At 66.3% G+C, this 24467-nt stretch carries 27 protein-coding genes and 1 tRNA gene; 7 read left to right on the plus strand and 21 right to left on the minus strand.

The features are described from left to right. The 11 genes from J2X20_RS23380 to rpsO all read right to left on the minus strand — a co-directional run bounded on the left by J2X20_RS23380 (window position 1) and on the right by rpsO (window position 8456). Complete coding sequence (locus J2X20_RS23380; RefSeq protein WP_310270334.1) at window positions 1-504, minus strand: NADH-quinone oxidoreductase subunit NuoE family protein; 504 nt, start codon at window positions 502-504, stop codon at window positions 1-3. After that, window positions 501-1757, minus strand: a complete 1257-nt coding sequence (locus J2X20_RS23385) for an NADH-quinone oxidoreductase subunit D (RefSeq protein ID WP_310270337.1) — start codon at window positions 1755-1757, stop codon at window positions 501-503. Before J2X20_RS23385 ends, J2X20_RS23380 begins: the two co-directional genes overlap by 4 nt. 3 nt (window positions 1758-1760) lie before the next feature. Continuing rightward, complete coding sequence (locus tag J2X20_RS23390; protein ID WP_310270340.1) at window positions 1761-2357, minus strand: NADH-quinone oxidoreductase subunit C; 597 nt, start codon at window positions 2355-2357, stop codon at window positions 1761-1763. A gap of 10 nt (window positions 2358-2367) precedes the next feature. Then, window positions 2368-2844, minus strand: a complete 477-nt coding sequence (locus tag J2X20_RS23395) for a NuoB/complex I 20 kDa subunit family protein (protein ID WP_046113908.1) — start codon at window positions 2842-2844, stop codon at window positions 2368-2370. Between the two features lie 30 nt (window positions 2845-2874). Then, window positions 2875-3234, minus strand: coding sequence for an NADH-quinone oxidoreductase subunit A (locus J2X20_RS23400; protein ID WP_310270349.1), 360 nt, complete (start codon window positions 3232-3234; stop codon window positions 2875-2877). A gap of 185 nt (window positions 3235-3419) precedes the next feature. Continuing rightward, window positions 3420-3504, minus strand: a tRNA-Leu gene (locus tag J2X20_RS23405). A gap of 112 nt (window positions 3505-3616) precedes the next feature. Then, a complete protein-coding gene (gene secG / locus J2X20_RS23410; protein WP_310270351.1) occupies window positions 3617-3997 on the minus strand; it encodes a preprotein translocase subunit SecG in 381 nt (126 codons plus the stop codon). 59 nt (window positions 3998-4056) lie between these two features. After that, a complete protein-coding gene (gene tpiA / locus J2X20_RS23415; protein ID WP_310270354.1) occupies window positions 4057-4800 on the minus strand; it encodes a triose-phosphate isomerase in 744 nt (247 codons plus the stop codon). A gap of 9 nt (window positions 4801-4809) precedes the next feature. Next, entirely contained in the window at window positions 4810-5796 is a 987-nt protein-coding gene (locus J2X20_RS23420; RefSeq protein ID WP_310270357.1) for an NAD(P)H-quinone oxidoreductase, read from the minus strand. A gap of 11 nt (window positions 5797-5807) precedes the next feature. Beyond that, window positions 5808-7976, minus strand: coding sequence for a polyribonucleotide nucleotidyltransferase (gene pnp, locus J2X20_RS23425; protein WP_310270360.1), 2169 nt, complete (start codon window positions 7974-7976; stop codon window positions 5808-5810). A 210-nt stretch (window positions 7977-8186) separates the two neighbouring features. After that, window positions 8187-8456, minus strand: a complete 270-nt coding sequence (gene rpsO / locus J2X20_RS23430) for a 30S ribosomal protein S15 (protein ID WP_310270363.1) — start codon at window positions 8454-8456, stop codon at window positions 8187-8189. Window positions 8457-8841: 385 nt separating this feature from the next. On the opposite strand from rpsO, the gene J2X20_RS23435 reads away from it, so the two are divergent. Beyond that, the gene (locus J2X20_RS23435) at window positions 8842-9231 is read left to right on the plus strand and encodes an Hsp20/alpha crystallin family protein (RefSeq protein WP_310270365.1); all 390 of its coding nucleotides are present in this window, start codon (window positions 8842-8844) and stop codon (window positions 9229-9231) included. Window positions 9232-9238: 7 nt separating this feature from the next. Here the strand turns inward: J2X20_RS23435 and tsaD are convergent, their stop codons facing one another. The 9 genes from tsaD to uvrB form a co-directional block, all read right to left on the minus strand. Further along, window positions 9239-10264, minus strand: coding sequence for a tRNA (adenosine(37)-N6)-threonylcarbamoyltransferase complex transferase subunit TsaD (gene tsaD, locus J2X20_RS23440; protein WP_310271498.1), 1026 nt, complete (start codon window positions 10262-10264; stop codon window positions 9239-9241). A gap of 98 nt (window positions 10265-10362) precedes the next feature. Beyond that, window positions 10363-10701, minus strand: a complete 339-nt coding sequence (fdx, locus tag J2X20_RS23445; RefSeq protein ID WP_310270368.1) for an ISC system 2Fe-2S type ferredoxin — start codon at window positions 10699-10701, stop codon at window positions 10363-10365. 8 nt (window positions 10702-10709) lie between these two features. After that, entirely contained in the window at window positions 10710-12554 is a 1845-nt protein-coding gene (hscA, locus tag J2X20_RS23450; protein ID WP_310270369.1) for a Fe-S protein assembly chaperone HscA, read from the minus strand. A gap of 2 nt (window positions 12555-12556) precedes the next feature. Then, on the minus strand, window positions 12557-13075 hold the full coding sequence (hscB, locus tag J2X20_RS23455) for a Fe-S protein assembly co-chaperone HscB (RefSeq protein WP_310270370.1): 519 nt from the start codon (window positions 13073-13075) through the stop codon (window positions 12557-12559). Window positions 13076-13137: 62 nt separating this feature from the next. Further along, on the minus strand, window positions 13138-13461 hold the full coding sequence (iscA, locus tag J2X20_RS23460; RefSeq protein ID WP_310270377.1) for an iron-sulfur cluster assembly protein IscA: 324 nt from the start codon (window positions 13459-13461) through the stop codon (window positions 13138-13140). Between the two features lies 1 nt (window position 13462). Further along, complete coding sequence (gene iscU / locus J2X20_RS23465) at window positions 13463-13849, minus strand: Fe-S cluster assembly scaffold IscU (RefSeq protein WP_310270380.1); 387 nt, start codon at window positions 13847-13849, stop codon at window positions 13463-13465. Window positions 13850-13870: 21 nt separating this feature from the next. Beyond that, the gene (locus J2X20_RS23470) at window positions 13871-15091 is read right to left on the minus strand and encodes an IscS subfamily cysteine desulfurase (RefSeq protein WP_310270384.1); all 1221 of its coding nucleotides are present in this window, start codon (window positions 15089-15091) and stop codon (window positions 13871-13873) included. 27 nt (window positions 15092-15118) lie between these two features. Continuing rightward, window positions 15119-15652 carry a Fe-S cluster assembly transcriptional regulator IscR gene (gene iscR / locus J2X20_RS23475; RefSeq protein ID WP_025563988.1) on the minus strand — a complete coding sequence of 178 codons (534 nt, stop codon included), beginning with the start codon at window positions 15650-15652 and terminating at the stop codon, window positions 15119-15121. Between the two features lie 186 nt (window positions 15653-15838). After that, window positions 15839-17968: an excinuclease ABC subunit UvrB gene (gene uvrB / locus J2X20_RS23480; protein WP_310270389.1), complete on the minus strand. Its 2130-nt coding sequence runs from the start codon at window positions 17966-17968 to the stop codon at window positions 15839-15841. 129 nt (window positions 17969-18097) lie between these two features. Here uvrB and J2X20_RS23485 point away from each other — a divergent pair, with 129 nt between their 5' ends. From J2X20_RS23485 to J2X20_RS23510, 6 genes are all read left to right on the plus strand, one after another. Next, window positions 18098-19285: an amino acid aminotransferase gene (locus J2X20_RS23485; protein ID WP_310270391.1), complete on the plus strand. Its 1188-nt coding sequence runs from the start codon at window positions 18098-18100 to the stop codon at window positions 19283-19285. 134 nt (window positions 19286-19419) lie between these two features. Beyond that, on the plus strand, window positions 19420-20751 hold the full coding sequence (locus J2X20_RS23490) for a polyhydroxyalkanoate depolymerase (protein WP_310270394.1): 1332 nt from the start codon (window positions 19420-19422) through the stop codon (window positions 20749-20751). Next, complete coding sequence (rsxB, locus tag J2X20_RS23495) at window positions 20748-21392, plus strand: electron transport complex subunit RsxB (protein WP_310270396.1); 645 nt, start codon at window positions 20748-20750, stop codon at window positions 21390-21392. Before J2X20_RS23490 ends, rsxB begins: the two co-directional genes overlap by 4 nt. A gap of 10 nt (window positions 21393-21402) precedes the next feature. Continuing rightward, the gene (nth, locus tag J2X20_RS23500) at window positions 21403-22047 is read left to right on the plus strand and encodes an endonuclease III (RefSeq protein ID WP_310270399.1); all 645 of its coding nucleotides are present in this window, start codon (window positions 21403-21405) and stop codon (window positions 22045-22047) included. Window positions 22048-22060: 13 nt separating this feature from the next. Then, window positions 22061-22270, plus strand: coding sequence for a hypothetical protein (locus tag J2X20_RS23505; protein WP_025563979.1), 210 nt, complete (start codon window positions 22061-22063; stop codon window positions 22268-22270). Further along, window positions 22267-22566 (plus strand): cell division protein ZapA, encoded by a 300-nt coding sequence (locus J2X20_RS23510; protein ID WP_310270406.1) that lies wholly within the window; start codon window positions 22267-22269, stop codon window positions 22564-22566. Before J2X20_RS23505 ends, J2X20_RS23510 begins: the two co-directional genes overlap by 4 nt. Here the strand turns inward: J2X20_RS23510 and J2X20_RS23515 are convergent. After that, window positions 22563-24425, minus strand: coding sequence for a M48 family metalloprotease (locus J2X20_RS23515; protein ID WP_310270410.1), 1863 nt, complete (start codon window positions 24423-24425; stop codon window positions 22563-22565). The two genes, J2X20_RS23510 and J2X20_RS23515, sit on opposite strands and share 4 nt — an antisense overlap. Between the last annotated feature and the right edge of the window lie 42 nt (window positions 24426-24467).

Raw genomic sequence — 24467 nt, forward strand, 5'->3', positions numbered from 1 at the left:
TCAGGCCTTGGCAGCTTCAGCGCGCAGCACATCGACCAGCTCGTCCAGGCGCTCGGTCGTCATGAAGCTGCACATCTGGCGGTCGTTGACCAGCATCACCGGCGAGTCGGCGCAGGCGCCCAGGCACTCGCTCTTCTGCACGGTGAACAGGCCGTCGGCCGTCGTGCCGCCCTGCTCGATGCCGAGCTTGCTGCACAGATGGTCCAGGGCCTTCTGGCCGTCGCGCAGCTGGCAAGGCAGGTTGGCGCAGACGTTCAGCTTGAACTTGCCAACCGGCTTCTGGTTGTACATGTTGTAGAAGGTCGTCACCTCGTACACGGCGATGGGCGCCATGCCGAGATGAGCAGCGATCGCGTCTTCCGCGGCGCGAGGCACGAAGCCCTCTTCCTGCTGCACGATGGCCAGGCAGGCCATGACGGCAGACTGGCGCATCTCGTAGGGGTATTTGGCGACCTCGCGGTCGAAGCGCGCGCGGGTGGCGTCGGAGAGTTGGTAGCTGCTCATCGGTCGATCTCACCGAAAACAATGTCCATCGTGCCGATGATGGCGACGGCGTCGGCGATCATGTGGCCGCGACCCATCTCGTCCAGAGCCGCCAGGTGGGCAAAGCCCGGCGCGCGGATCTTCAGGCGATAGGGCTTGTTGGCACCGTCGCTGACCATGTAGATGCCGAACTCGCCCTTGGGGTGTTCGACGGCCGCATAGGCCTCGCCTTCCGGCACATGGAAGCCTTCGGTGAAGAGCTTGAAGTGGTGGATCAGCTCTTCCATGTTGGACTTCATGTCCACGCGGGCCGGCGGTGCCACCTTGTGGTTGTCGGTGATGACGGGCAGGCCGGGGTTGGCCTTGAGCCACTGCACGCACTGCTGGACGATGCGGTTGGCCTGGCGCATCTCCTCGACACGCACGACATAGCGGTCGTAGGTGTCGCCATTCGTGCCGATGGGCACGTCGAAGTCCATCTTGTCGTAGACGTCGTAGGGCTGGGTCTTGCGCAGGTCCCAGGCGATGCCCGAGCCGCGCAGCATGGCGCCAGTGAAGCCCAGGTTCAGCGCACGCTCCGGCGACACGACGCCGATGCCGACCGTGCGCTGCTTCCAAATGCGGTTGTCGGTCAGCAGCGTCTCGTAGTCGTCGATGTTCTTCGGCAGGCGGCGGCTGAAATCCTCGATGAAGTCCAGCAGCGAACCGCTGCGGTTCTCGTTCATCTGCGCAATCGCCTTGGCGTTGCGGATCTTGCTGACCTGGTACTGCGGCATGCTGTCCGGCAGGTCGCGGTAGACGCCGCCCGGACGGAAGTAGGCCGCGTGCATGCGCGCACCCGACACCGCCTCGTACATGTCGAAGATGTCCTCACGCTCGCGGAAGCAGTAGATGAGGATGTTCATCGCACCGCAGTCCAGGCCATGGCAGCCCAGCCACAGCAGGTGGTTCAGGATGCGGGTCAGCTCGCCGAACATCACGCGGATGTACTGGGCGCGGATGGGCACTTCCAGGCCCAGCATCTTCTCGATGGCCAGGCAGTAGGCATGCTCGTTGGACATCATCGACACGTAGTCGAGGCGGTCCATATAGGGCAGCGACTGGATGTAGGTCTTGCTCTCGGCCAGCTTCTCGGTGGCGCGGTGCAGCAGGCCGATATGGGGGTCGGCACGCTGGATGACTTCGCCGTCCAGCTCCAGCACCAGGCGCAGCACGCCGTGGGCGGCCGGGTGCTGCGGACCGAAATTGAGGGTGTAGTTCTTGATTTCGGCCATGGTTCAGAGCCCGCCGTACTTGTCTTCGCGAATGATGCGCGGCGTGATCTCGCGCGGCTCGATGGTCACCGGCTGGTAGATGACCCGCTTCTGCTCGGCGTCGTAGCGCATCTCGACATGGCCCGACACCGGGAAGTCCTTGCGCATCGGGTGGCCGATGAAGCCATAGTCCGTCAGGATGCGGCGCAGGTCTTCGTGGCCGTCGAAGATGACGCCGTACATGTCGAAGGCCTCGCGCTCGAACCAGTTGGCCGAGCTCCACACCGGGGTGACCGAGGCCACGCAGGGGAAGTCGTCATCGGCGGCGAAGACCTTCAGGCGCAGGCGCCAGTTCTTGCTGACCGACAGCAGATGACTGACAACGGCATAGCGCTGGCCTTCCCAGGCGCCGTCGCCGAAGCTGCTGTAGTCGACACCGCAGAGGTCGATCAGCTGTTCGAGCTTGAGCTCGGGGTGGTCGCGCAGCGTGGTCGCAACGTCGAAGTAGTCGGCCGCGCGCACCGTCAGCGTCAGTTCGCCCAAGGCGTTCTTCAGCTCCACGACGCGCTCGCCGAGGACGGCACCAATCTGCTGGGCCAGGGTTTCGAGATTCAGGCTCATACCTTGGCGCTCAGCGTGCAATGGTGTTTTCGCGGCGGATCTTGGCCTGCAGCTGCAGGATGCCGTAAAGCAGCGCCTCGGCCGTCGGCGGGCAGCCCGGCACATAGACGTCCACCGGCACGATGCGGTCGCAGCCGCGCACGACGGAATAGCTGTAGTGGTAGTAGCCGCCGCCGTTGGCGCAGGAGCCCATGGAGAGCACCCAGCGCGGCTCGGCCATCTGGTCGTAGACCTTGCGCAGGGCCGGCGCCATCTTGTTGCACAGCGTGCCGGCCACGATCATCAGATCGGACTGGCGCGGGCTCGGACGGAACAGCATGCCGAAGCGGTCGATGTCGTAGCGGGCGGCGCCCGCATGCATCATCTCGACTGCACAGCAGGCCAGACCGAAGGTCATCGGCCACAACGAGCCGGTCTTGGACCAGTTGATGAGCTTGTCGACCGAGGTGGTGACAAAGCCCTCTTTGAGGACGCCTTCAATACCCATTTCGAATTCCCAGCGTGTTTGGCGTGGCGTTTATTCCCAGTCCAGGGCGCCTTTTTTCCATTCGTAGGCAAAGCCCACGACCAGAATGCCGAGGAAGATCATCATCGCCCAGAAACCCGTCGCACCGATTTCCTTGAGCGCCACGGCCCAGGGGAAGAGGAAGGCAATTTCCAGGTCGAAAAGAATGAACAGGATGGCGACGAGGTAGTAGCGCACATCGAATTTCATGCGCGCGTCTTCAAAGGCCTCGAAGCCGCATTCGTAGGGGGAGTTCTTGGCCTGATCCGGCCGGTTGGGTCCGAGCAGCGCGCCGAGCACCTGGGGTGCAATCCCGACTACTGCGCCGACCAAGATGAAGAGGATGACGGGCAGGTATTGTTCGAGATTCATTTGCGCTTTCTCGGGTCGACTCAACGTCTTCGTCAACGCAGTCGCTGCACAAGCCGACCACAAAAGCAAACAGGCGCGCCACCAGCGAGATCGAATGATGTCGCTCGCGGATCGCGCCCGCCTGGAACCTTGCCTCGGTCACCCCGACTGCTCGGAGACCGCGGCGACAGGCCGCTTCAATGTTCTGGTGCCGTCGGCGAGACTCGAACTCGCACAGCTTTCGCCACTACCCCCTCAAGATAGCGTGTCTACCAATTTCACCACGACGGCAGGTACTCAAATCCGCCTGGCAGCTAGTGAGGGTTTGCATGCCAGACAGCCTCGCATTCTATACCGGGAATTAGGGGTCTCCCGGTGAAGAGGCGAGGTTTTTAGTCGGACTTCAGTTGGCTGCAGCGGACGCCGCGGCCGAGGCCGCTGCGGCAGGCGCGACGACTGCGCCGGGGATGGCAGCAGCACCCGAAGCGGCCGGGGCCACGACGGCCGCGCGGTCCAGCACGCTGTCGGTGCTCGATGCAGCGGGACGGCTGTTGGACAGGAAGGCCAGACCCAGCGTGCAGCCGAAGAACAGCGTCGCGGCGACGGCCGTACTGCGCGACAGGAAGTTGGCGCTGCCGGTGGCGCCGAACAGGCTGCCCGAGGCGCCGCTGCCAAAGGAGGCGCCCATGTCGGCACCCTTGCCGTGCTGAACCAGCACCAGACCAATGATCGCCAGAGCCGACAGCAACTGAACGACCAACACCAGATTCGCAAAGACCTGCATTCCAAACACTCCATCAAAACTCTAAGCGCCCTGCCCTCACGGCACGGCGCGGGAAAAACTCAGTGGGCGGCCGCGCGGCAGATGGCGGCGAAATCAGCCACCTTCAATGAAGCGCCGCCGATCAGGCCACCATCAATATCGGGCTGGCCGAAGAGCTCGGCCGCGTTGTCGGCCTTGACGCTGCCGCCGTAGAGGATGCGCATGGCATCAGACTTGTCGGTTGCCGCATGCAGCTGCGCGCGCAGCACCGCGTGCACGGCCTGCGCCTCGGCCGGCGTGGCCGTCAGGCCGGTGCCGATGGCCCAGACGGGCTCATAGGCCACCACCATCTCGCCCGTGCAATGCCCCAGCGTGTGGATGACGGCAGCGAGCTGGCGCTTGACGACGGCTTCGGTCTGCCCGGCCTCGCGCTCGGCACGCGTCTCGCCAACACAGACGATGGGTGTCACGCCATGGGCGAGCGCAGCCTTGGCCTTGTCGGCGACGAGCTGGTCGCTCTCCGCGTGATAAGCGCGGCGCTCCGAGTGACCGACGATGGCATAGCGGCAGCCGACGTCGTGCAGCATGGCCGACGACACCTCGCCCGTATAGGCGCCCTGTTCGTGCGAGGAGACGTCCTGCGAACCGTAGGCGATGGCCGTACCCGTCAGCGCCAGAGCCGTCTCGGCGATATAGAGGAAAGGCACGCAGACGGCGACGTCGGCGTTCCAGGGGCCGGCTTCCTTGAGGCCGGCGAGCAGCTGGGCATTGGCAGCGCGGCTGCCATGCATCTTCCAGTTGCCCACGACGAGTTTTCTTCTCATGTCAGCTCCTCACCAGGTCAGCACGATCTTGCCGATGTGCTGGTTGGATTCCATCAATGCGTGCGCTTCGGCCGCCTGCGCGGCCGGCAGCTCGCGATACACCACCGGTTTGATATGCCCCGCTTCGATCAGCGGCCAGACCTTGCCGCGCAACGAACGCGCGAGCTGGGCCTTGAAAGCCGCCGAACGCGGACGCAGCGTCGAGCCGGTGATGGTCAGGCGCTTGCGCAGCACCAGGCCGGCATCGATCTCGGACTTCACACCACCCTGCACCGCGATCAGGGCCAGGCGGCCGTCCTCGGCCAGGGCCTGCACGCCACGGCCGATGTAGTCGCCCGCCACCATGTCCAGGATCACGTCGACACCGCGGCCATCGGTGGCGGCCTTGGCTTCGACGACGAAGTCCTGCTCGCGGTAGTTGATCGCCACCTCGGCGCCCAGGGCCTTGCAGGCCTCGGCCTTGTCGGCGCCACCCACCGTCACCAGCACGCGCGCACCCAGGGCCTTGGCCATCTGGATGGCCGTCACGCCGATGCCGCTGGAGCCACCATGGATCAGCAGCGTCTCGCCAGCTTGCAGGACGGCACGGTCGAACACATTGGCCCAGACCGTGAAGCAGGTTTCCGGCAACGTGGCCGCCTGCGTCAGCGTCCAGCCCTTCGGCACGGGCAGGCATTGGCCCACCGGTGCCGTGCACAGCTCGGCATAGCCGCCACCGTTGACCAGGGCGCAGACCTGGTCGCCCAGCTTGAAGCCATGCGCGGCCAGGGCCGCAGCGTCACCGGCGACGATCTCGCCCGCGACCTCCAGGCCCGGCAACTCACTCGCACCCGGCGGCGGCGGGTAGGCGCCCTTGCGCTGCAGCACGTCCGGGCGGTTGATGCCCGAAGCTGCAACGCGGATCAGGCACTCACCCGGGCCCGCGACTGGATCCGGCCTGTCGGCCAGCTCCAGCACCTCGGGCCCGCCGGGGCGGGTGATCGCGATGGCTTTCATCGCCGGTCGATTTACTCGGCTGCAGGCGGCGTGTCGTCGGCAGCCGGAGCCACCGGAGCCGGAGCGGCTTCGCGAGGCTGCTGCTCAGGACGGTCGATCAGGGCCTTCATGGACAGCTTGATGCGGCCCTTCTCGTCGGTCTCGAGGACCTTGACCTTGACGACCTGGCCTTCCTGCAGGAAGTCCGTCACCTTCTCGACGCGCTGGTGGGCGATCTGGCTGATGTGCAGCAGGCCGTCCTTGCCAGGCAGCAGGTTCACGAGGGCGCCGAAGTCCAGGATCTTGGTGATCGGGCCTTCGTAGACCTTGCCGACTTCGACTTCGGCCGTGATCTCGGCGATGCGCTTCTTGGCCATCTCGGCCTTCTCGGCGTCCGTCGAGGCGATGGTGATGGTGCCGTCTTCGCCGATGTCGATGGTCGTGCCGGTCTCTTCGGTCAGCGCGCGGATGGTGGCGCCGCCCTTGCCGATGACGTCACGGATCTTCTCCGGGTTGATCTTCATCGTGTAGAGACGGGGCGCGAAGGTCGAGACCTCGGTCTTGGCGCTGCCCATGGCCTCGACCATCTTGCCCAGGATGTGCAGGCGGGCTTCCTTGGCCTGAGCCAGGGCGACCTGCATGATTTCCTTGGTGATGCCCTGGATCTTGATGTCCATCTGCAGGGCGGTGATGCCGGTCGTCGTGCCGGCCACCTTGAAGTCCATGTCGCCCAGGTGATCTTCGTCACCCAGGATGTCGGTCAGCACGGCGAAGCGGTTGGCGTCCTTGATCAGGCCCATGGCGATGCCGGCCACATGGGCCTTCATCGGCACGCCGGCGTCCATCAGTGCCAGGCAGCCGCCGCAGACGGAAGCCATCGACGAGGAGCCGTTGGACTCGGTGATCTCGGAGACCAGGCGCAGCGAGTAGGGGAAGTCTTCCTTGCTCGGCAGGGCGGCGATCAGCGCGCGCTTGGCCAGGCGGCCGTGGCCGATTTCGCGGCGCTTGGGACTGCCGACACGACCCGTCTCGCCGGTGGCGAAGGGGGGCATGTTGTAGTGCATCATGAAGCGGTCTTCGAACTCGCCGTCCAGCGCGTCGATGCGCTGGGCGTCGCGGTCGGTGCCCAGGGTCGCGACGACCAGGGCTTGCGTCTCGCCACGGGTGAACAGGGCCGAGCCGTGGGTGCGCGGCAGCAGGCCGTTGCTGATCTCGATGGGGCGCACGGTGCGGGTGTCGCGGCCGTCGATGCGCGGCTCGCCGGCCAGGATCTGGCTGCGCACGATGCGGGCTTCGATCTCGAACAGCAGACCTTCGACTTCGACCTTGTCGAAGGACACGCCTTCAGCGGTCAGCGCAGCGAAGACGTTGGCGGAAGCCGTGCGGCAGGCTTGCGTGCGGGCCTGCTTGGAGCGGATCTGGTAGGCCTCGCGCAGCGGGCCTTCGGCCAAGGCGTTGACCTTGGCGATGAAGGCTTCGTCCTTGGCGGGAGCGGTCCAGTTCCAGGCCGGCTTGCCGGCTTCCTTGACCAGCTCATTGATCGCGGCGATGGCGACATTGCCTTGGTCGTGGCCGAAGACCACGGCGCCCAGCATGACTTCTTCCGACAGGCCCGAGGCCTCGGACTCGACCATCAGCACGGCGGCTTGCGTGCCGGCGACGACCAGGTCCATCTGGCTGTTGGCCAGTTCGGACTTGCTGGGGTTCAGCGTGTACTCGCCGTTGACGTAGCCGACGCGGGCGGCGCCGATCGGGCCATTGAAGGGGATGCCGGAGACGGCCAGGGCGGCGGACGTGCCGATCATGGCGGCGATGTCGGCCTGCACTTCAGGGTTCAGGCTCACCACGTGGATGACAACCTGGACTTCGTTGAAGAAGCCTTCGGGGAACAGCGGGCGGATCGGGCGGTCGATCAGGCGGCTCGTCAGCGTCTCGTGCTCGGAGGGACGGCCCTCGCGCTTGAAGAAGCTGCCGGGGATCTTGCCGGCGGCATAGGTCTTCTCGAGATAGTCGACGGTCAGCGGGAAGAAGTCCTGGCCGGCCTTGGCCTCGGTCTTGGCGACCACGGTGGCCAGCACGACGGTGCCTTCGATGTTGACGAGGACGGCGCCGGTGGATTGGCGGGCGATCTCACCCGTTTCCAGCACGACAGTGTGGCGACCCCACTGGAAGGACTTGGTGACCTTGTTGAACATGGACATGCTCATCTCCTGGTTGTTGTGAACGCGCTCAGGCGCTCGTTGGAACCGGGAACGAGGCTGGGTTTGGTCCAGATGCCATTCCAGGGCGACTCGGTGAAGAGAGCCGTCTTGGAATGATCCGCGACCACGTCAGCTTGGTTCCGGCTTGAAAGGACAAAGAGCCTGTACTGGGCTTGAGGACCAGACAGGCTCCTTGACGGATTCGCTAGATTACTTGCGCAGGCCCAGCTTCTGGATCAGGGCGACGTAACGGGCGGAGTCGACGCGCTTCAGATAGGCCAGCAGGCTCTTGCGGGTGTTGACCATCTTCAGCAGACCGCGGCGGCCGTGGTGGTCCTTGGCGTGGGTCTTGAAGTGGGGGGTCAGCTCGTTGATGCGGGCGGTCAGCAGAGCAACTTGGACTTCGGGACTGCCGGTGTCGTTGGCGCTGCGGGCATTGGCCTTGACGATATCGGCCTTGTTCAGATCGGCGACGGACATTTTGTTTTCCAAAAAGGTTTCGGAAGTCCGGCCGGGCGAGCACAACACGTGGCGCTGCCGCAGACGGTTTCCGGGGTTGACTTGCGGACACGGGGGAAACCGCCCCGAGCCGTGCTGGTGCTCCGTGTACCGGATGCCCGATACGCAGAACTTGCGGATTCTAGCCCAAAGCGGCAGGAGCCCCAAACTGCGTCAGGCCAAGCGGGCGGAAGTGGGGCACCCGAGCAGGGTTTCAAGGGGCCAAACCGACCTGCCCTGCAAATGCGTGACTTCTCTGTTCCAGCGCAAAAACAGCTCTTGAAGCGCCCCGCCGCCGCCGCATCTCCGGGTCATCGGGTGCTGCTCCCGACCGGTTCAGCAGCGCAAACCAACGGAAGCCATCCCCATGTTCTACCTGACCCACCCCCGCCAAGTCGCCCGCGCCCTGCGCCAGTTCGATGCCGACGTCGCCCGCACCCCGGCCCTGGACATCAGCGAAGACGACAAGGCCTACAGCGTGACCGTCGACATGCCCGGCGTCGCCAAGGAAGCCGTCAAGGTCCGCGTCGAAGGCCGTCGCGTACACATCGAGACCGCCAGCGCTGAAGCCGCAGCTCCGACCGATGGCTCCCGCGTCCTCTACCGCGAACGCCGCGCCGCCAGCTATGCCCGCAGCTTCTCGCTGCCGGTCGAGATCGACCAGACCCAGTCGCAGGCCCGCTTCGAGAACGGCGTGCTGACGCTGAACCTGGTCAAGCGCGTCGCCGAGAACGGCGGCCAGCTGAACGTCCTTTAAGCCGAGTTCAGGCGGCAGAAAGATCCCAGCGGGGACGGACCTCGAAGCCGCCGTCCTGCCTGGGATTGGCCATGCCACGCTGCACCCGCAGCGCGGCGGCCATGGCGATCATGGCGCCGTTGTCGGTGCAAAGCGACAGCTCGGGGTAGTGCACGCGCACGCCCCGTTTGGCGCAAGCAGCGTTCAGTTGCTCACGCAGCTTGGCATTCGCCCCTACGCCGCCGGCGACGACGAGGCGCTTCAGCTTCGTCTCCTTCAGCGCCAGCAGCGACTTCTTCACCAGCACCTCGACGATGGCGGCCTGCGTGGACGCGGCCAGATCGGCCTTGGTCTGATCGCAGGGTGAGTCGCCAATCTTCTTCACCTGGGTCAGCACCGCCGTCTTCAGGCCGGCAAAGCTGAAGTCCGGCTTGCCGCTGTGCAGCAGCGGGCGCGGCAGTGCATAGGCCTCGGGGTTGCCGAATTCGGCCATGCGGGCCAGGTGCGGGCCGCCGGGATAAGGCAGGCCGAGCAGCTTGGCGCTCTTGTCGAAGGCTTCGCCGGCCGCGTCGTCGATGGTCTCGCCGAGGATCTCGTAGCTGCCGACGTCATCCACGCGCATCAGCTGCGTGTGGCCGCCGCTGACCAGCAGCGCCACAAAGGGGAATTCCGGCGGGTCGGCCGACAGGAAGGGCGACAGCAGATGCCCTTCGAGGTGATGAACTGGCAGGGCCGGCACGTCCAGCGCGGCGGCCAGCGACACGGCCACGCCCGCACCTACGAGCAGCGCACCCGCGAGACCGGGGCCTTGCGTGTAGGCCACCAGGTCCACGTCATGCAGCGCCAGCCCCGCCTGCGACAGCACCTCGCGCGTCAGCGGCAGCACACGGCGCACATGGTCGCGCGAGGCCAGCTCGGGCACCACGCCGCCATAGGCCTGGTGCATGCTGATCTGGCTGTGCAGGGCCTGGGCCACCAGGCGCGGCGGCTTGTCACCGTCCACCTCGACAAGCGCCACCCCGGTCTCGTCGCAGGACGACTCGAAACCCAGGATGCGCTGAGGACTGGAGCCCCCAAGCGGCGGCAAAGGCCCGCCGCTGCCCCCCGCGGGGGTCGAGTCAACTCGGGAGCGGCCCGTCGTTGACTCGGCACTCACTTGCCTTCCTTGGCGTGGTTGATGGAGTACTTGGGAATCTCGACCGTGATGTCCTGCTGGCGCAGCAGAGCCTGGCAGGACAGGCGCGAGTCGGGCTCCAGACCCCAGGCGCGGTCCAGCATGTCTTCCTCGTCCTCCTCCATCTCGCTCAGCGACCGGCCGCCCTCGCGGACGATGACGTGGCAGGTCGTGCAGGCGCAGACCTGGTCGCAGGCATGTTCGATCTCGATGTGGTGGGCCAGCAGGGCCTCGCAGATCGACGTGCCGGGCTCGGCCGTGATGCTGGCGCCGTCCGGGCAGTACTCGGCGTGCGGGAGGATCTTGATGACGGGCATGACAGTTCTCAAATCTGGTTGACGGCACGGCCGGTCAGCGCACGGGCAATGCTGCGGTTCATGCGTTCGGCGGCAAAGCCTTCGGTTGCCTCGGCCAAGGCCTTCACGGCGGCATCGATGGCATCGGCATCGCCTTCCATGGCGGCCAGCGCCGACAGGCGGGCTTCCAGGGCCTCACGCTCGGCCTCGGGCAGCAGGTCACCGTCGACGGACAAGGCGCTGCGCGTCGCGAGGATCATGCGCTCGGCCTCCACCCTGGCCTCACGCAGCTTGCGCGCGTCCATATCGCCCTCGGCGCTGGAGAAACCATCCCTCAGCATGTTGGCGATCTCGTCGTCGCCAAGACCGTAGCTGGGTTTGACGGTGATGGCCGCCTGCACGCCCGAGGTCAGCTCCTCGGCCGAGACGCTGAGCAGTCCGTCGGCATCGACCTGGAAGCTGACGCGAATGCGCGCCGCGCCGGCCACCATGGCCGGGATGCCACGCAGCTCGAAGCGCGCTAGCGACCTGCATTCGCTGACCAGCTCGCGCTCGCCCTGCACGACGTGGATGGCCATGGCCGTCTGGCCGTCCTTGAAGGTCGTGAAGTCCTGGGCCTTGGCGACGGGGATGGTCGAGTTGCGCTCGATGACGCGCTCGACCAGGCCGCCCATGGTCTCCAGACCCAGCGACAGCGGGATCACGTCCAGCAGCAGGATCTCGCCATCGGCGGCGTTGCCAGCGAGCTGGTTGGCCTGGATGGCGGCGCCGAGAGCCACGACTTCGTCGGGATTCAGATTGGTCAGCACTTCGCGGCCGAACAACTCGCTGACCGCGCGGCGCACAACCGGCATGCGCGTCGAGCCGCCCACCATGACAGTGCCGGCCACGTCGGCCGCCTTGACCTTGGCGTCGCGCAGCACGCGCTTGACCGAGGACAGGGTCTTGGCGATCAGCGGCTGGGCCAGCTCCTCGAACTGCGCGCGCGTGACGATCACGCGCAGTTCGCCGGCATCCAATGCAGCGACAAGCTCGGTCGTGTCGGCGTCGGACAGCGCCTCCTTGGCCGCACGCGCGGCGACGAGCACGGCGCGCTTGTCATGGGCCGATGCGACCACACGGCCGGCCAGCGCCCAGTCGGCCAGCGCGCGGTCGAAGTCGTCGCCGCCCAGGGCGGCATCGCCACCGGTCGCCACGACCTCGAAGACGCCGCGCGTCAGGCGCAGCAGCGAGATGTCGAAGGTGCCACCGCCCAGGTCATAGACGGCGTAGAGGCCTTCGCTGGCGTTGTCCAGGCCGTAGGCAATCGCCGCGGCGGTGGGCTCGTTGATGAGGCGCAGCACCTTGAGGCCGGCCAGCTCGGCGGCATCCTTGGTGGCCTGGCGCTGGGCGTCGTCGAAATAGGCCGGCACGGTGATGACGGCGCCGAACAGGTCGTCGAGGAAGCTGTCTTCGGCGCGAAAGCGCAGCGTGGCCAGGATCTCGGCCGAGACCTCGACGGGGCTCTTCACGCCGTCGCGCGTCGCGATGGCCAGCATGCCGGGGCGGTCCTCGAACCGATAAGGCAGGCGCTCGCGGTTGGCGATGTCGGCCATGGCCCGGCCCATGAAGCGCTTGACAGAGACGATGGTGTTCTCGGGATCCTCAGCCTGGGCCACCAGCGCCTCGGCGCCGATCTGGCGGCGGCCTTCTGGCAGGTAGCGCACGGCCGAAGGCAGGATGACGCGCCCCTGCTCGTCAGGCAGGCATTCGGCCACGCCATGGCGCACGGCGGCGACCAGGGAATGGGTCGTGCCCAGGTCGATGCCGACGGCGATGCGGCGCTGGTGCGGGTCGGGCGAGGCGCCGGGTTCGGAGATCTGGAGGAGAGCCATGGTCAGGCGTCGAGCGCCGCAAGGCGCTGGTCGATATCGGCGCGGAAACGCTGGATGAACATCAGCGCCCTCACCTGCGCGGCTGCAGCCGGCGCGTCGTTGTTGTCGTCGAGCAGATGCTGGGCCCGAGCCAGCGCGGTGGCTTCGGCCTGGGCCGCGTCGTCATCGAGGGCTTCGAGGGCCGCTTCGCCGCTCGCGTCGTCCAGCGCTTCGCGCCACTCCATCTGCTGCATCAGGAAGGCGGCCGGCATCTGGGTGTTGTTTTCCGCCCCGACCGACGCACCGCGCAGCTCGCACAGATAAGCCGCGCGCTTGAGTGGGTCCTTCAGGCGCTGGTAGGCCTCGTTGACGCGCATGGCCCATTGCATGGCGACGCGTTGGGCGGCCGCACCTTCAGAGGCAAAGCGGTCCGGATGCACCTCAGCCTGCAGCGCCTTCCAGCGCGCGTCGATGTCGGCGCGCACCTGGGCCTGCGTCTCGGGCAGGCCAAAGAGCTGGAAGTCGTTGTCGGTCAGGCGCATGGTGCGGTGGCGAAAAGCAAAAAGCGCGGCCGGTGCCGCGCTCAGCAAGAACTCAGGGTCGGTCAGACACGGAAAGACTCACCGCAGCCGCAGCGGTCCTTCTCGCGTGGGTTGCGGAACTTGAAGCCTTCGTTCAGGCCCTCGCGGACGAAGTCCAGCTCGGTGCCGTCGAGGTAGGGCAGGCTCTTGGGATCGATGAGGATCTTGACCTCATGGCCTTCGAAGATCACGTCCTCGGGCGCCACCTCGTCGGCGTATTCCAGTTTGTAGGCCAGGCCCGAGCAACCCGTCGTCTTCACGCCCAGGCGAACGCCCACGCCCTTGCCGCGCTTGGCGATGTAGCGCTTGACGTGGCGAGCCGCGGCTTCAGTCAGCGTGACCGACATATCAGTTCGAGTGCTTGGCGCGGTAGTCGTCCACGGCGGCCTTGATCGCGTCTTCGGCCAGGATGGAGCAGTGGATTTTGACCGGCGGCAAGGCCAGTTCTTCGGCGATCTGGGTGTTCTTGATCGTCAGCGCCTGGTCCAGCGTCTTGCCCTTGACCCATTCGGTCACCAGGGAGCTGGAGGCGATGGCCGAGCCGCAACCATAGGTCTTGAACTTGGCGTCCTCGATGAGGCCGGTCGCCGGGTTGACCTTGATCTGCAGCTTCATCACGTCGCCGCAGGCCGGCGCCCCGACCATGCCGGTACCGACATCGTCATCGCCGTTGTCGAACTTGCCGACGTTGCGCGGATTCTCGTAGTGGTCAACGACCTTTTCGCTGTATGCCATGGTGTTCTCCTGTGTCGACGATCAGTGGGCAGCCCACTGGATGGTCGAGATGTCGATGCCGTCCTTGTACATGTCCCAAAGCGGGGACAGTTCGCGCAGCTTGGCCACGCGGTCGGTCAGCACGCTGATCGCGTAGTCGATCTCTTCCTCGGTCGTGAAACGGCCGATGGTCATGCGCAGCGAGCTGTGGGCCAGCTCGTCGCTGCGGCCCAGGGCGCGCAGCACATAGCTGGGCTCCAGGCTGGCCGAGGTGCAGGCCGACCCGGACGACACGGCAATGCCCTTGACGCCCATGATCAGCGACTCGCCCTCGACGTAGTTGAACGAGATGTTCAGGTTGTGCGGCACGCGCTGCTCGAGGTCGCCATTGATGAAGGTCTGCTCGATGCCGGACAGGCCCTGGATCAGGCGGTTGTGCAAGGCGCGGATGCGCTCGCTCTCGGTGCCCATCTCTTCGCGGGCGATGCGGAAGGCCTCGCCCATGCCGACGATCTGGTGCACCGGCAGCGTGCCCGAGCGCATGCCACGCTCGTGGCCGCCACCATGCATCTGCGCTTCCAGGCGCACGCGCGGCTTGCGGCGCACATAGAGGGCGCCGATGCCCTTGGGGCCGTAGGTCTTGTGCGAGGCCAGGCTCATCAGGTCGATGGGCAGCTTGGCCATGTCGATGGCGACCTTGCCGGTGGCCTGGGCCGCGTCGACGTGGAAGATGATGCCGCGCTCGCGGCAGACGTTGCCCAGGGCCACGACGTCCTGGATGACGCCGATCTCGTTGTTGACATACATGACCGAGGCGAGGATGGTGTCCGGGCGCAGCGCGGCCTTGAAGGCCTCCAGGTCGACGAGGCCGTTTTCCAGCACGTCGAGATAGGTCACGTCAAAGCCCTGGCGCTCCAGTTCACGCATGGTGTCGAGCACGGCCTTGTGCTCCGTCTTCACCGTGATCAGGTGCTTGCCGCGGGTCTTGTAGAACTGGGCAGCGCCCTTCAGGGCCAGGTTGTTGGACTCGGTGGCACCGGACGTCCAGACGATCTCGCGCGGGTCCGCACCGATCAGCAGGGCGACCTGCTCGCGGGCCTTCTCGACCGCCTCTTCCGCTTCCCAGCCCCAGGCATGGCTGCGCGATGCCGGGTTGCCGAAGTGCTCGCGCAACCAGGGAATCATCGCGTCCACCACGCGGGGATCGCACGGCGTCGTGGCGCCGTAGTCGAGGTAGATCGGGAAATGCGGGGTCATGTCCATGGAACGACTTCTTTGAGTTCTTCTGACTTACTTGCTGAACGCGCCACCCAGGGCGAAGACCGAGTTCGGCGCCGTCACGCGGATGGGCTTGAGCACCGGCTGGCTGGAGATGGCGCGCTTGACCGGCGCCGCCTCGACCTCGAAGCCCTTGGCCAGCTGCTCGTCGGCGAGCTTGCGCAGGGACACGGAGTCGAGGTACTCGATCATCTTGGCGTTCAGATTGGTCCAGAGTTCATGGGTGATGCAGCGGCCGCTGTCCTCGCCCATGCAGTTTTCCTTGCCGCCGCAGCCGGTGGCGTCCAGCGCCTCGTCCACGGCGACGATGATGTCGGCAACAGTGATGTCCTCGGCCTTGCGGCCCAGCGAGTAACCGCCGCCCGGGCCGCGCGTGCTTTCCACCAGTTCATGGCGGCGCAACTTGCCGAAGAGCTGCTCCAGGTAGGAGAGCGAAATCTGCTGCCGTTGGCTGATCGCAGCCAGGGCGACCGGGCCGGTATTCTCGCGCAGCGCCAAGTCCAACATTGCGGTGACTGCAAACCGGCCTTTGGTGGTGAGACGCATACAGAACTCCTTTGCGAGGCGCCTGAACAGGTTTTGTCCAGGACAAATGATTTCGGGTTAACCCGGGACGCCCGGGACAATAGCCGAGCGAATCATTTCCGATGATTTTACTCGACTAATCGGCCACAGCTCAGGGTTACTGGGTAGCCCTAGGTTTCAGCGGGTTTTTTGTTGCGACGCAGCAGGTCAGCGTGGCGAGCCGGCCTTGCGGGCGCTGTCCAGCGGCACGATGTTGTCGTGCACCCGGGCGCCGAAGGCCTGCTCGCGCAACTGGGCCAGCTGGTCGCGCAGGCGGGCCGCCTGTTCGAACTCCAGGTTGCGCGCATGCTCCAGCATCTGCTTTTCGAGCTGGGCAATACGTTTGGCCAGATCCTTCTCCGACAAGTCCTCGACCTTGGCGGCGGCCAACAATTTCGCGTCGTCGCGGCCGGATTCTTCGGAGTAGACGCCGTCGATGAGGTCCTTGATGCGCTTTTGCACGCTGCGCGGCGTGATGCCATTGGCCTCGTTGAAGGCGATCTGCTTGGCGCGCCGCCTCTCGGTCTCGCCGATGGCCTTGCGCATGGACTCGGTGATGCGGTCCGCGTAGAGGATGGCCTTGCCGTTCAGGTTGCGCGCCGCCCGGCCTATGGTCTGGATCAGGCTGCGCTCGGCGCGCAGGAAGCCTTCCTTGTCGGCGTCCAGGATGGCCACGAGAGACACCTCGGGGATGTCCAGGCCTTCGCGCAGCAGGTTGATGCCCACCAAAACATCGAAGGCGCCCAGGCGCAGGTCGCGCAGGATCTCGACCCGCTCCACCGTGTCGACGTCGGAGTGCAGATAGCGCACCTTGACGCCGTTGTCGCTGAGGTAGTCGGTCAGCTGCTCGGCCATGCGCTTGGTCAACGTCGTGATCAGCACGCGCTCGTTGACTTCGACGCGCAGGCGGATCTCCTGCAGCACATCGTCCACCTGCTGGGTGGCCGGCCTCACCTCGACGAGGGGGTCGACGAGGCCGGTCGGCCGCACCACCTGCTCGACCACCTGGCCGGCGTTGTCCTGTTCGTACTGGGCCGGGGTGGCGGACACGAACACGGCCTGGCGCATCTTGCGTTCGAACTCGGCGAACTTCAGCGGCCGGTTGTCCAGCGCCGACGGCAGGCGAAAACCATACTCGACCAGCGTCGTCTTGCGCGCCCGGTCGCCGTTGTACATGCCGCCGAACTGGCCGATCAGCACATGGCTCTCGTCCAGGAACATCAGGGCGTCCTTGGGCAGGTAGTCCACCAGCGTGGGCGGCGGATCGCCCGGCTCGGCGCCGGACAGATGCCGGGTGTAGTTCTCGATGCCCTTGCAGTGGCCCACCTCCTGCAGCATCTCCAGGTCGAAGCGCGTGCGCTGCTCGACGCGCTGGGCCTCGACCAGCTTGCCTTCCTTGACGAAGAAGTCGACGCGCTCGCGCAACTCCTGCTTGATGGCGTCGGTGGCGGCCAGCACGCGCTCGCGTGGCGTCACGTAATGGCTGCTCGGGTAGACGGTGAAGCGCGGGATCTTCTGGCGCACCTGGCCGGTCAGCGGGTCGAACAGCGACAGGGCCTCGATCTCGTCGTCGAAGAGCTCGATGCGGATGGCCAGTTCCGAATGCTCGGCCGGGAAGACGTCGATGGTGTCGCCGCGCACGCGGAAATGGCCGCGCTGGAATTCCATCTCGTTGCGCGTGTACTGCATGCGGATCAGATGGGCGATGACGTCGCGCTGGCCCATCTTGTCGCCCACCCGCAGCGTCATCACCATCTGGTGATAGTCCGCCGGGGAGCCGATGCCGTAGATGGCCGACACGGACGCCACGATGACGACGTCGCGCCGCTCCAGCAGGCTCTTGGTGCAGGACAGCCGCATCTGCTCGATGTGCTCGTTGATGGCGCTATCCTTCTCGATGAAGAGGTCGCGCTGCGGCACATAGGCCTCGGGCTGGTAGTAGTCGTAATAGCTGACGAAGTACTCGACGGCGTTCTTGGGGAAGAAATCCTTGAACTCGCTGTAGAGCTGGGCGGCCAGCGTCTTGTTGGGGGCGAAGACGATGGCCGGCCGCCCCAGGCGGGCGATCACATTGGCCATCGTGAAGGTCTTGCCCGAGCCCGTCACGCCCAGCAGGGTCTGGTAGCTCAAGCCGTCGTTGATGCCCTCCACCAACTGGGCGATGGCCGTCGGCTGATCCCCCGCCGGAGGGAAAGGCTGGAACAGCTGGAACGGCGAGCCTTCGAAGCTGACGAATTCGCCCTTGCGTTCCTCCGAGTCACTTTCGGGGCCGGGCATGGCGTTCAAGGCTTCTTGCATGGGGAATTCCCTGGGTTCACGGGCAAAATTGCGGCGCTGCATTGCTGCACTGCAGAACCAGTCAGGTTAGCGCAGACCCTGATCTTTCAAGCCTCCCCTCCTGCCAACGTCCTTTCAGGAAACTCCGTCATGTCTTTGTTCGCTGATGTCGCCCTTGCCCCCCGTGACCCCATCCTCGGCCTGAACGAGCAGTTCAACGCCGACACCCGTCCGGGCAAGGTCAACCTCGGCGTCGGCGTCTATTACGACGAAAACGGCAAGCTGCCCCTGCTGAAATGCGTCCGCGAGGCCGAAGCCGCCATGGCCGCGGCGCCGAAGCCGCGCGGCTACCTGCCCATCGACGGCATCGCCGCCTATGACAAGGCCGTGCAGAAGCTGGTCTTCGGCAGCGAGCTGAAGCATGTCGCCACCGTGCAGGCCCTGGGTGGCACCGGCGCGCTGAAGATCGGCGCCGACTTCCTGAAGCAGCTCAACCCCGCCTCCAAGGTGCTGATCTCCGACCCGAGCTGGGAGAACCACCGCGCCCTGTTCACCCAGGCCGGCTTCACGGTCGAGACCTACCCCTACTACGACGCCGCCAGCAAGGGCATCAACTTCGACGCCATGCTGGCCGCGCTGAACGCCGCCCCGGCCGGCACCGTCGTGGTGCTGCACGCCTGCTGCCACAACCCCACCGGCTATGACATCACGGCCGCCCAGTGGGCCCAGGTCGTCGCTGCGGTCAAGGCCAAGGGCCTGACGCCCTTCCTGGACATGGCCTACCAGGGCTTCGGCTTCGGCCTCAAGGAAGACGGCGAGGCCGTGCGCCAGTTCATGGCGGCCGGCGTGGGCTTCTTCGTGTCCACCAGCTTCTCCAAGAGCTTCTCGCTGTACGGCGAGCGCTGCGGCGCCCTGAGCGTGGTTTGCAGCAGCGACGAGGAAGCCGTGCGCGTGCTGTCGCAGCTCAAGATCATGATCCGCACCAACTACTCCAACCCGCCGACGCATGGCGCCCAGGTCGTCGCCCAGGTGCTGTCCGACGACAAGTTGCGCGCGCTGTGGGAGGAAGAGCTGGCCGGCATGCGCGTGCGCATCAAGGCCATGCGCTCGGCCCTGGTCGCCGCCCTGAAGGCCGCAGGCGTGACCCAGGACCTGTCCTTCGTCACCGAACAGCTCGGCATGTTCAGCTACTCGGGCCTCAGCGCCGCCCAGATGCAGCGCCTGCGCAATGAATTCGGTGTCTATGGCGTCGACTCCGGCCGCATTTGCGTCGCCGCCCTGAACGAGGGCAATCTGCCCACGGTGGCGGCCGCGATGGCGGCCGTCATCAAGGGCTGAAATCCAGCCCGAGCGCACCGTTGAAGTGCGCAGGATTGGCGGTTTGACCGCCAATCCGATGTTGCAGCGCACAAAGGCGAAAGCGTTTTCTGGCACCATCGGGCCATTCCCAGGCCCCTAGTTCAAGGTTTGCCATGCTGTATCAGTTCTTCGAAACCCAGCGCGCCCTGCTCAGCCCCTTCTCTGAGTTCGCAGCCGCGTCGGCCAAGCTCTACAGCCACCCGCTGTCGCCCTTTGCGCACACGCCCATGGCCCAGCGCCTGTCGGCCGGCCTGGACCTGATGCACCGCCTGGCCAAGGACTACGAAAAGCCCGAGTTCGACATCAAGTCCGTCGATGTCGATGGCACCGATGTGGCCGTGCAGGAACTGGTCGCCCTGGAGAAGCCCTTCTGCCGCCTGCTGCGCTTCAAGCGCTACACCGACGACCTGAAGGTGCTGGCCAAGATGAAGGACCAGCCCACCGTCCTCGTCGTCGCACCGCTTTCCGGCCACCATGCCACCCTGCTGCGCGAGACCGTCAAGCAGCTGCTGAAGTCGCACAAGGTCTATATCACCGACTGGACCGACGCCCGCATGGTGCCGCTGGACGTCGGCCCCTTCCACCTGGACGACTACATCGCCTACGTGCAGGAGTTCATCCGCCATGTCGGCGGCGCCGACAGCCATGTGATTTCGGTCTGCCAGCCCACCGTGCCGGTGCTGGCCGCCATCTCGCTGATGGCCAGCCGCGGCGAGCCGACGCCGCGCAGCATGACCATGATGGGCGGCCCCATCGACGCCCGCAAGAGCCCGACGGCCGTCAACAACCTGGCCATGAACCGCAGCTTCAGCTGGTTCGAGAACAACGTCATCTACCGCGTGCCGACCAATTTCCCTGGCGCCGGCCGCGAGGTCTACCCGGGCTTCCTGCAGCACACCGGCTTCGTCGCGATGAACCCGGACCGCCATCTGTCTTCGCACTACGACTACTTCCTGGACCTGGTGCGCGGCGACGACGAAGGCGCCGAAGCGCATCGCCGCTTCTATGACGAATACAACGCCGTGCTCGACATGCCGGCCGAGTACTACCTGGACACCATCAAGACGGTCTTCCAGGACTTCGCCCTGGTCAATGGCACCTGGCAGGTCGATGGCGCCTTCGTGCGCCCCCAGGACATCACGACGACGGCCCTGCTGACCGTCGAAGGCGAACTGGACGACATCTCCGGCGCCGGCCAGACCAAGGCCGCCCACGACCTCTGCTCGGGCGTGCCCAAGCAGCACCAGTACCACTACGACGCCATCGGCGCCGGCCACTACGGCATCTTCTCGGGCCGCCGCTGGCGCGACAACGTCTACCCCGAGGTGCGCGACTTCATCGCCAAGTACGAGGCCGCGCCGCTGAAGAAGACCGCCAAGGCCACACCGGTCAAGGCCACGGCCAAGCCGGCAGCCAAGCGTACGCGCAGCACCCGCAAAGCGTGAGCCTCGCGGAGCTCATCGACGCCGCACTGCCGCAGACCCAATGCACCCGCTGCGGCTACCCGGACTGCCGCCGCTATGCCGACGCCATCGCCGCGGGTGAGGCCGAGATCAACCAATGCCCGCCCGGCGGTGCCGAGGGCGTGGTCAGGCTTTCGGAAATCACCGGCCGCCCGGCCCTGGCGCTGAATCCCGCCAACGGCATCGAGGCGACGCGCGGGGTGGCCGTCATCGACGAAGCCTGGTGCATTGGCTGCACCCTGTGCATCAAGGCCTGCCCGGCGGACTGCATCGTCGGGGCCCCGAAGGCCATGCATGTCGTCGTCGCTTCCCAGTGCACGGGCTGCGAGCTCTGCGTGCCGGCCTGCCCGGTCGACTGCATCTCCATGCCCGAGGTCACCACGACGACCGGCTGGGCGGCCTGGAGCCAGCCACAAGCCGACGAGGCCCGCGAGCGCTACAGCTTCCGCCAGTTCCGCCGCCATCGCGAGGCCGAGGAGAACGAGGTGCGCCTCACTGCCAAGGCTGAAGCCAAGCTGGCCGACTTGCCGGCCGCCTCTGCGATCACCGATCCCGTGCAGCTCGATCGCAAGCGCGCCGTGATCGAAGCGGCACTCGCCCGGGCCAGGGCCAAACGGACCTGACAATGCCGGCATGAACGCCGCGCAGATCGAACGCTTCTTCGCCACGCTGAAGGCCGCCAACCCGGCGCCGCAGACCGAGCTGGAGTTCTCCAGTGTCTTCGAGTTGCTGACCGCCGTGCTGCTGTCGGCCCAGGCCACCGACGTCGGCGTCAACAAGGCCACCAGGCGGCTGTTCGCCGTCGCCAACACGCCGGCCCAGATCCTCGCGCTGGGTGTCGAGGGTCTGGAGAGCTACATCAAGACCATCGGCCTGTACCGCAGCAAGGCCAAGCATCTGCTGCAGACCTGCCAGATGCTCATCGACCTGCACGGCGGCGAGGTGCCGCGCTCGCGCGAGGCGCTGGAAGCCCTACCCGGCGTCGGCCGCAAGACGGCCAATGTCGTGCTCAATGTGGCCTTTGGCGAGCCGACGATGGCAGTCGACACCCATATCTTCCGCGTCAGCAACCGCACCGGCCTGGCGCCCGGCAAGACGCCGCTGGCCGTCGAGCTGGGCCTGTTGAACCGCGTGCCGACGGACTACCTCGTCGACGCCCACCACTGGCTGATCCTGCACGGCCGCTATGTCTGCCAGGCACGCAAGCCGCTTTGCAATGTCTGCGCCGTCATCAACGAATGCGACTACGGCCGGAACCTAAAATCCGCCGCAGCCTGAACCCTCACACGCCATGGCCCAACTGAGCGATCTCACCGAACGCGTCGAACGCCTGCTGCTGCGCCACGACGAGCTCACCCGCACCAACACCCTGCTGCTCGAGCAGGTGGCGGCCCTCACCCAGGAGCGCGACAGCCTGCGCTCGCGCCTGAACGCCGCCCGCGCCCGCGTGGACGCGCTGCTGGAGCGCCTGCCCGTCGAGACGCCCAAGGAAGACGCATGAAACAGATGGAAGTGACCATCATGGGCCAGAGCTATCTGCTCGGTTGCCCCGAAGGCGGCGAGACCGCATTGGCCTCGGCCGTCGCTCAGGTGGACCGCGAGATGAGCGCCATCCGCGATGCTGGCAAGGTCAAGGCCCGCGAGCGCATCGCCGTGCTGGCCGCGCTGAACCTGGCCTATCAGCTCGCCGAAGTTCCGCGGGACACAACCGCTGCAGCAAGCAGCGCCTCGCCCGACGTGGATGCCCTCATCAAGCGCCTGGACGAGGCCCTCGGCCACGACGGGCAACTGCTCTAGGCGCCCTGGGCTGGGTAGACAGCCTCGAAGGCGCCGCGACGGATCTCCTCGAGTGTGGGCGATTCGCCCGCCCAAAGCACCAGCACCGCCCCAGGCAGGCTCAGGTTGCGCTCCAGCCAGCGACACAGCTCGAAGCGATCCTCGTCCGCCATGCCGGGCAGTTCGACGAACACGAGATAGGCGCGGCGGTTGGGAAACTCGCGCAGCGTCTTGCTGACCAGCCAGGCTCGCACCACTGGCTGGCAGCGGGCCAGTTCGGCCTGCACCTCGCCGAGCTCGCAAGCAGACAGATCGTGGCGCGTCACCTGGCTGAAATAGGGCTCCTGGCGCAGATCCTCCCAGGCGCGCTCCTCAGCTTCCTCGGCCTGCTTGATGCGCTCGCGCCAGAGCTTGAGGGCCACGGCATCGTGAGCCTGGCCCGGGCGTGACGTCTCCAGTTCCTGTACGGCCGCGCACGCCGCCCACCAGCGACGATCGCGGCCCGCATCCCAGAGGCGCTGCAAGACCTGCAGGCGAGTGGCCCGGTCTTCTTCGGCCAGCGTCCGCGCCAGGCCCTGCAAGGCGGCTGCATGTTCGCTGCTGCGCTGCAGGGCCAGCTCGTACAGCGACCGCACCTCGGCACGCGGGTCGAGCTGGCGGCGCAGCGAAGCCTCCTCCACCAGTTCGTTGGCATTGCTGGTGGCCCGAGAGGCGGCGAGTGCCTGCACCCGGTCGCGCACGCGGGCCAGCCAGGCGTGATGCTGCTTCCAGGCGGCCGCGTTGTCGCGGCACCATTGATTGTCGAAATGCTCGATCCAGCGCGGCCCGCCTTCACCCAGCAGAGACACAGCGCCACGCCGTGACCAGTCCGGCAGCACGGCCTGGCCGCCAAGAGTCGCAACGCGGTCGCGCAGGCTCGGGTGGGTGTCCGCCACGTCGCTGAGGCGCGCAAGCGCGTGGCGCAGGGCTTCGCGCGCGAAACCGGGCTCGGGCGCCAGGCCCAGCTGGGCCTGCATGGCCTGGAAAGGCCCGACGGGCAGCGCCTGCGTGGCCGCGTGGCGCCAGTGGCCGGCCCAGAAGTCCTGCTGCAGCCAGGCGCTCTTGATCTCGATCTCGATCAGAGCGGCCGACGCCACCTCTGGCCCCAACAAGCGGCCGGCGATGCGGTCAGCCTCGTACTCGTCCTGGCGGGCCAGCGCGAAGGTCTTGGCGGCGAAGCGCGGGAAGTACCAGTTCAGAAAGGCCTGCGTGGCCGCTGCTGCCACGCTCTCGTCGTTGCGCATGCTGTCGTGCAGGCGCAGCCACGACAGGCGCGTGCGATAGATCCAGGCCGCAAAACGCCCATGGTCGCCGCGCAGATGGCCGTATTCATGCGTGAGCACCGCCAGCAGCCGCGGCTTGTCGAGGGCCATCAGCAGCGGCAAGCCGAGGGTCAGCGTGTTGACCGCGCCGCCCAGCAGGCCCCAGCGCGGCGTCTGGCGGATGCTCGCGTTGAATTCACCGTCCAGATAGACGGTATGGATGGGCGGGCCGTGGATCTTCTTGCGAATGCGCTCCAGCGCATCGAACAGTGCCGGCGCCTCGCGCGCCGTGATGGCCAAACCCTCGGGCGCATCAAAGCGCACCCAGAGCGCGCGCAGGCTGGCCCACAACAGGCCCAGAGCGGCCACCAGGCCCCAGAGCAGCCCGATGCGCACGCGTCCGTGGATGAGTTGCGGCACCAGCCAGGCCACCAGTGCCAAGGCCAAGGACAGGCATCCGAGCACCCATAGATAGCCGAGCGCCGCAAACATGGCGACGCCCCGGCGATAGGCGCGGCTGTCGTGGGCGCTGGCCTGCTCGCTCATGCGCACCATGTGCACGAAATCCGCCTGATCCATCAGCACTCCCTGCGGCCCTGCCGCCTCCCCTGTTGTTGGCGC

The organism is Roseateles saccharophilus (assembly GCF_031458095.1).
Lineage (GTDB): Bacteria > Pseudomonadota > Gammaproteobacteria > Burkholderiales > Burkholderiaceae_C > Pelomonas > Pelomonas saccharophila_A.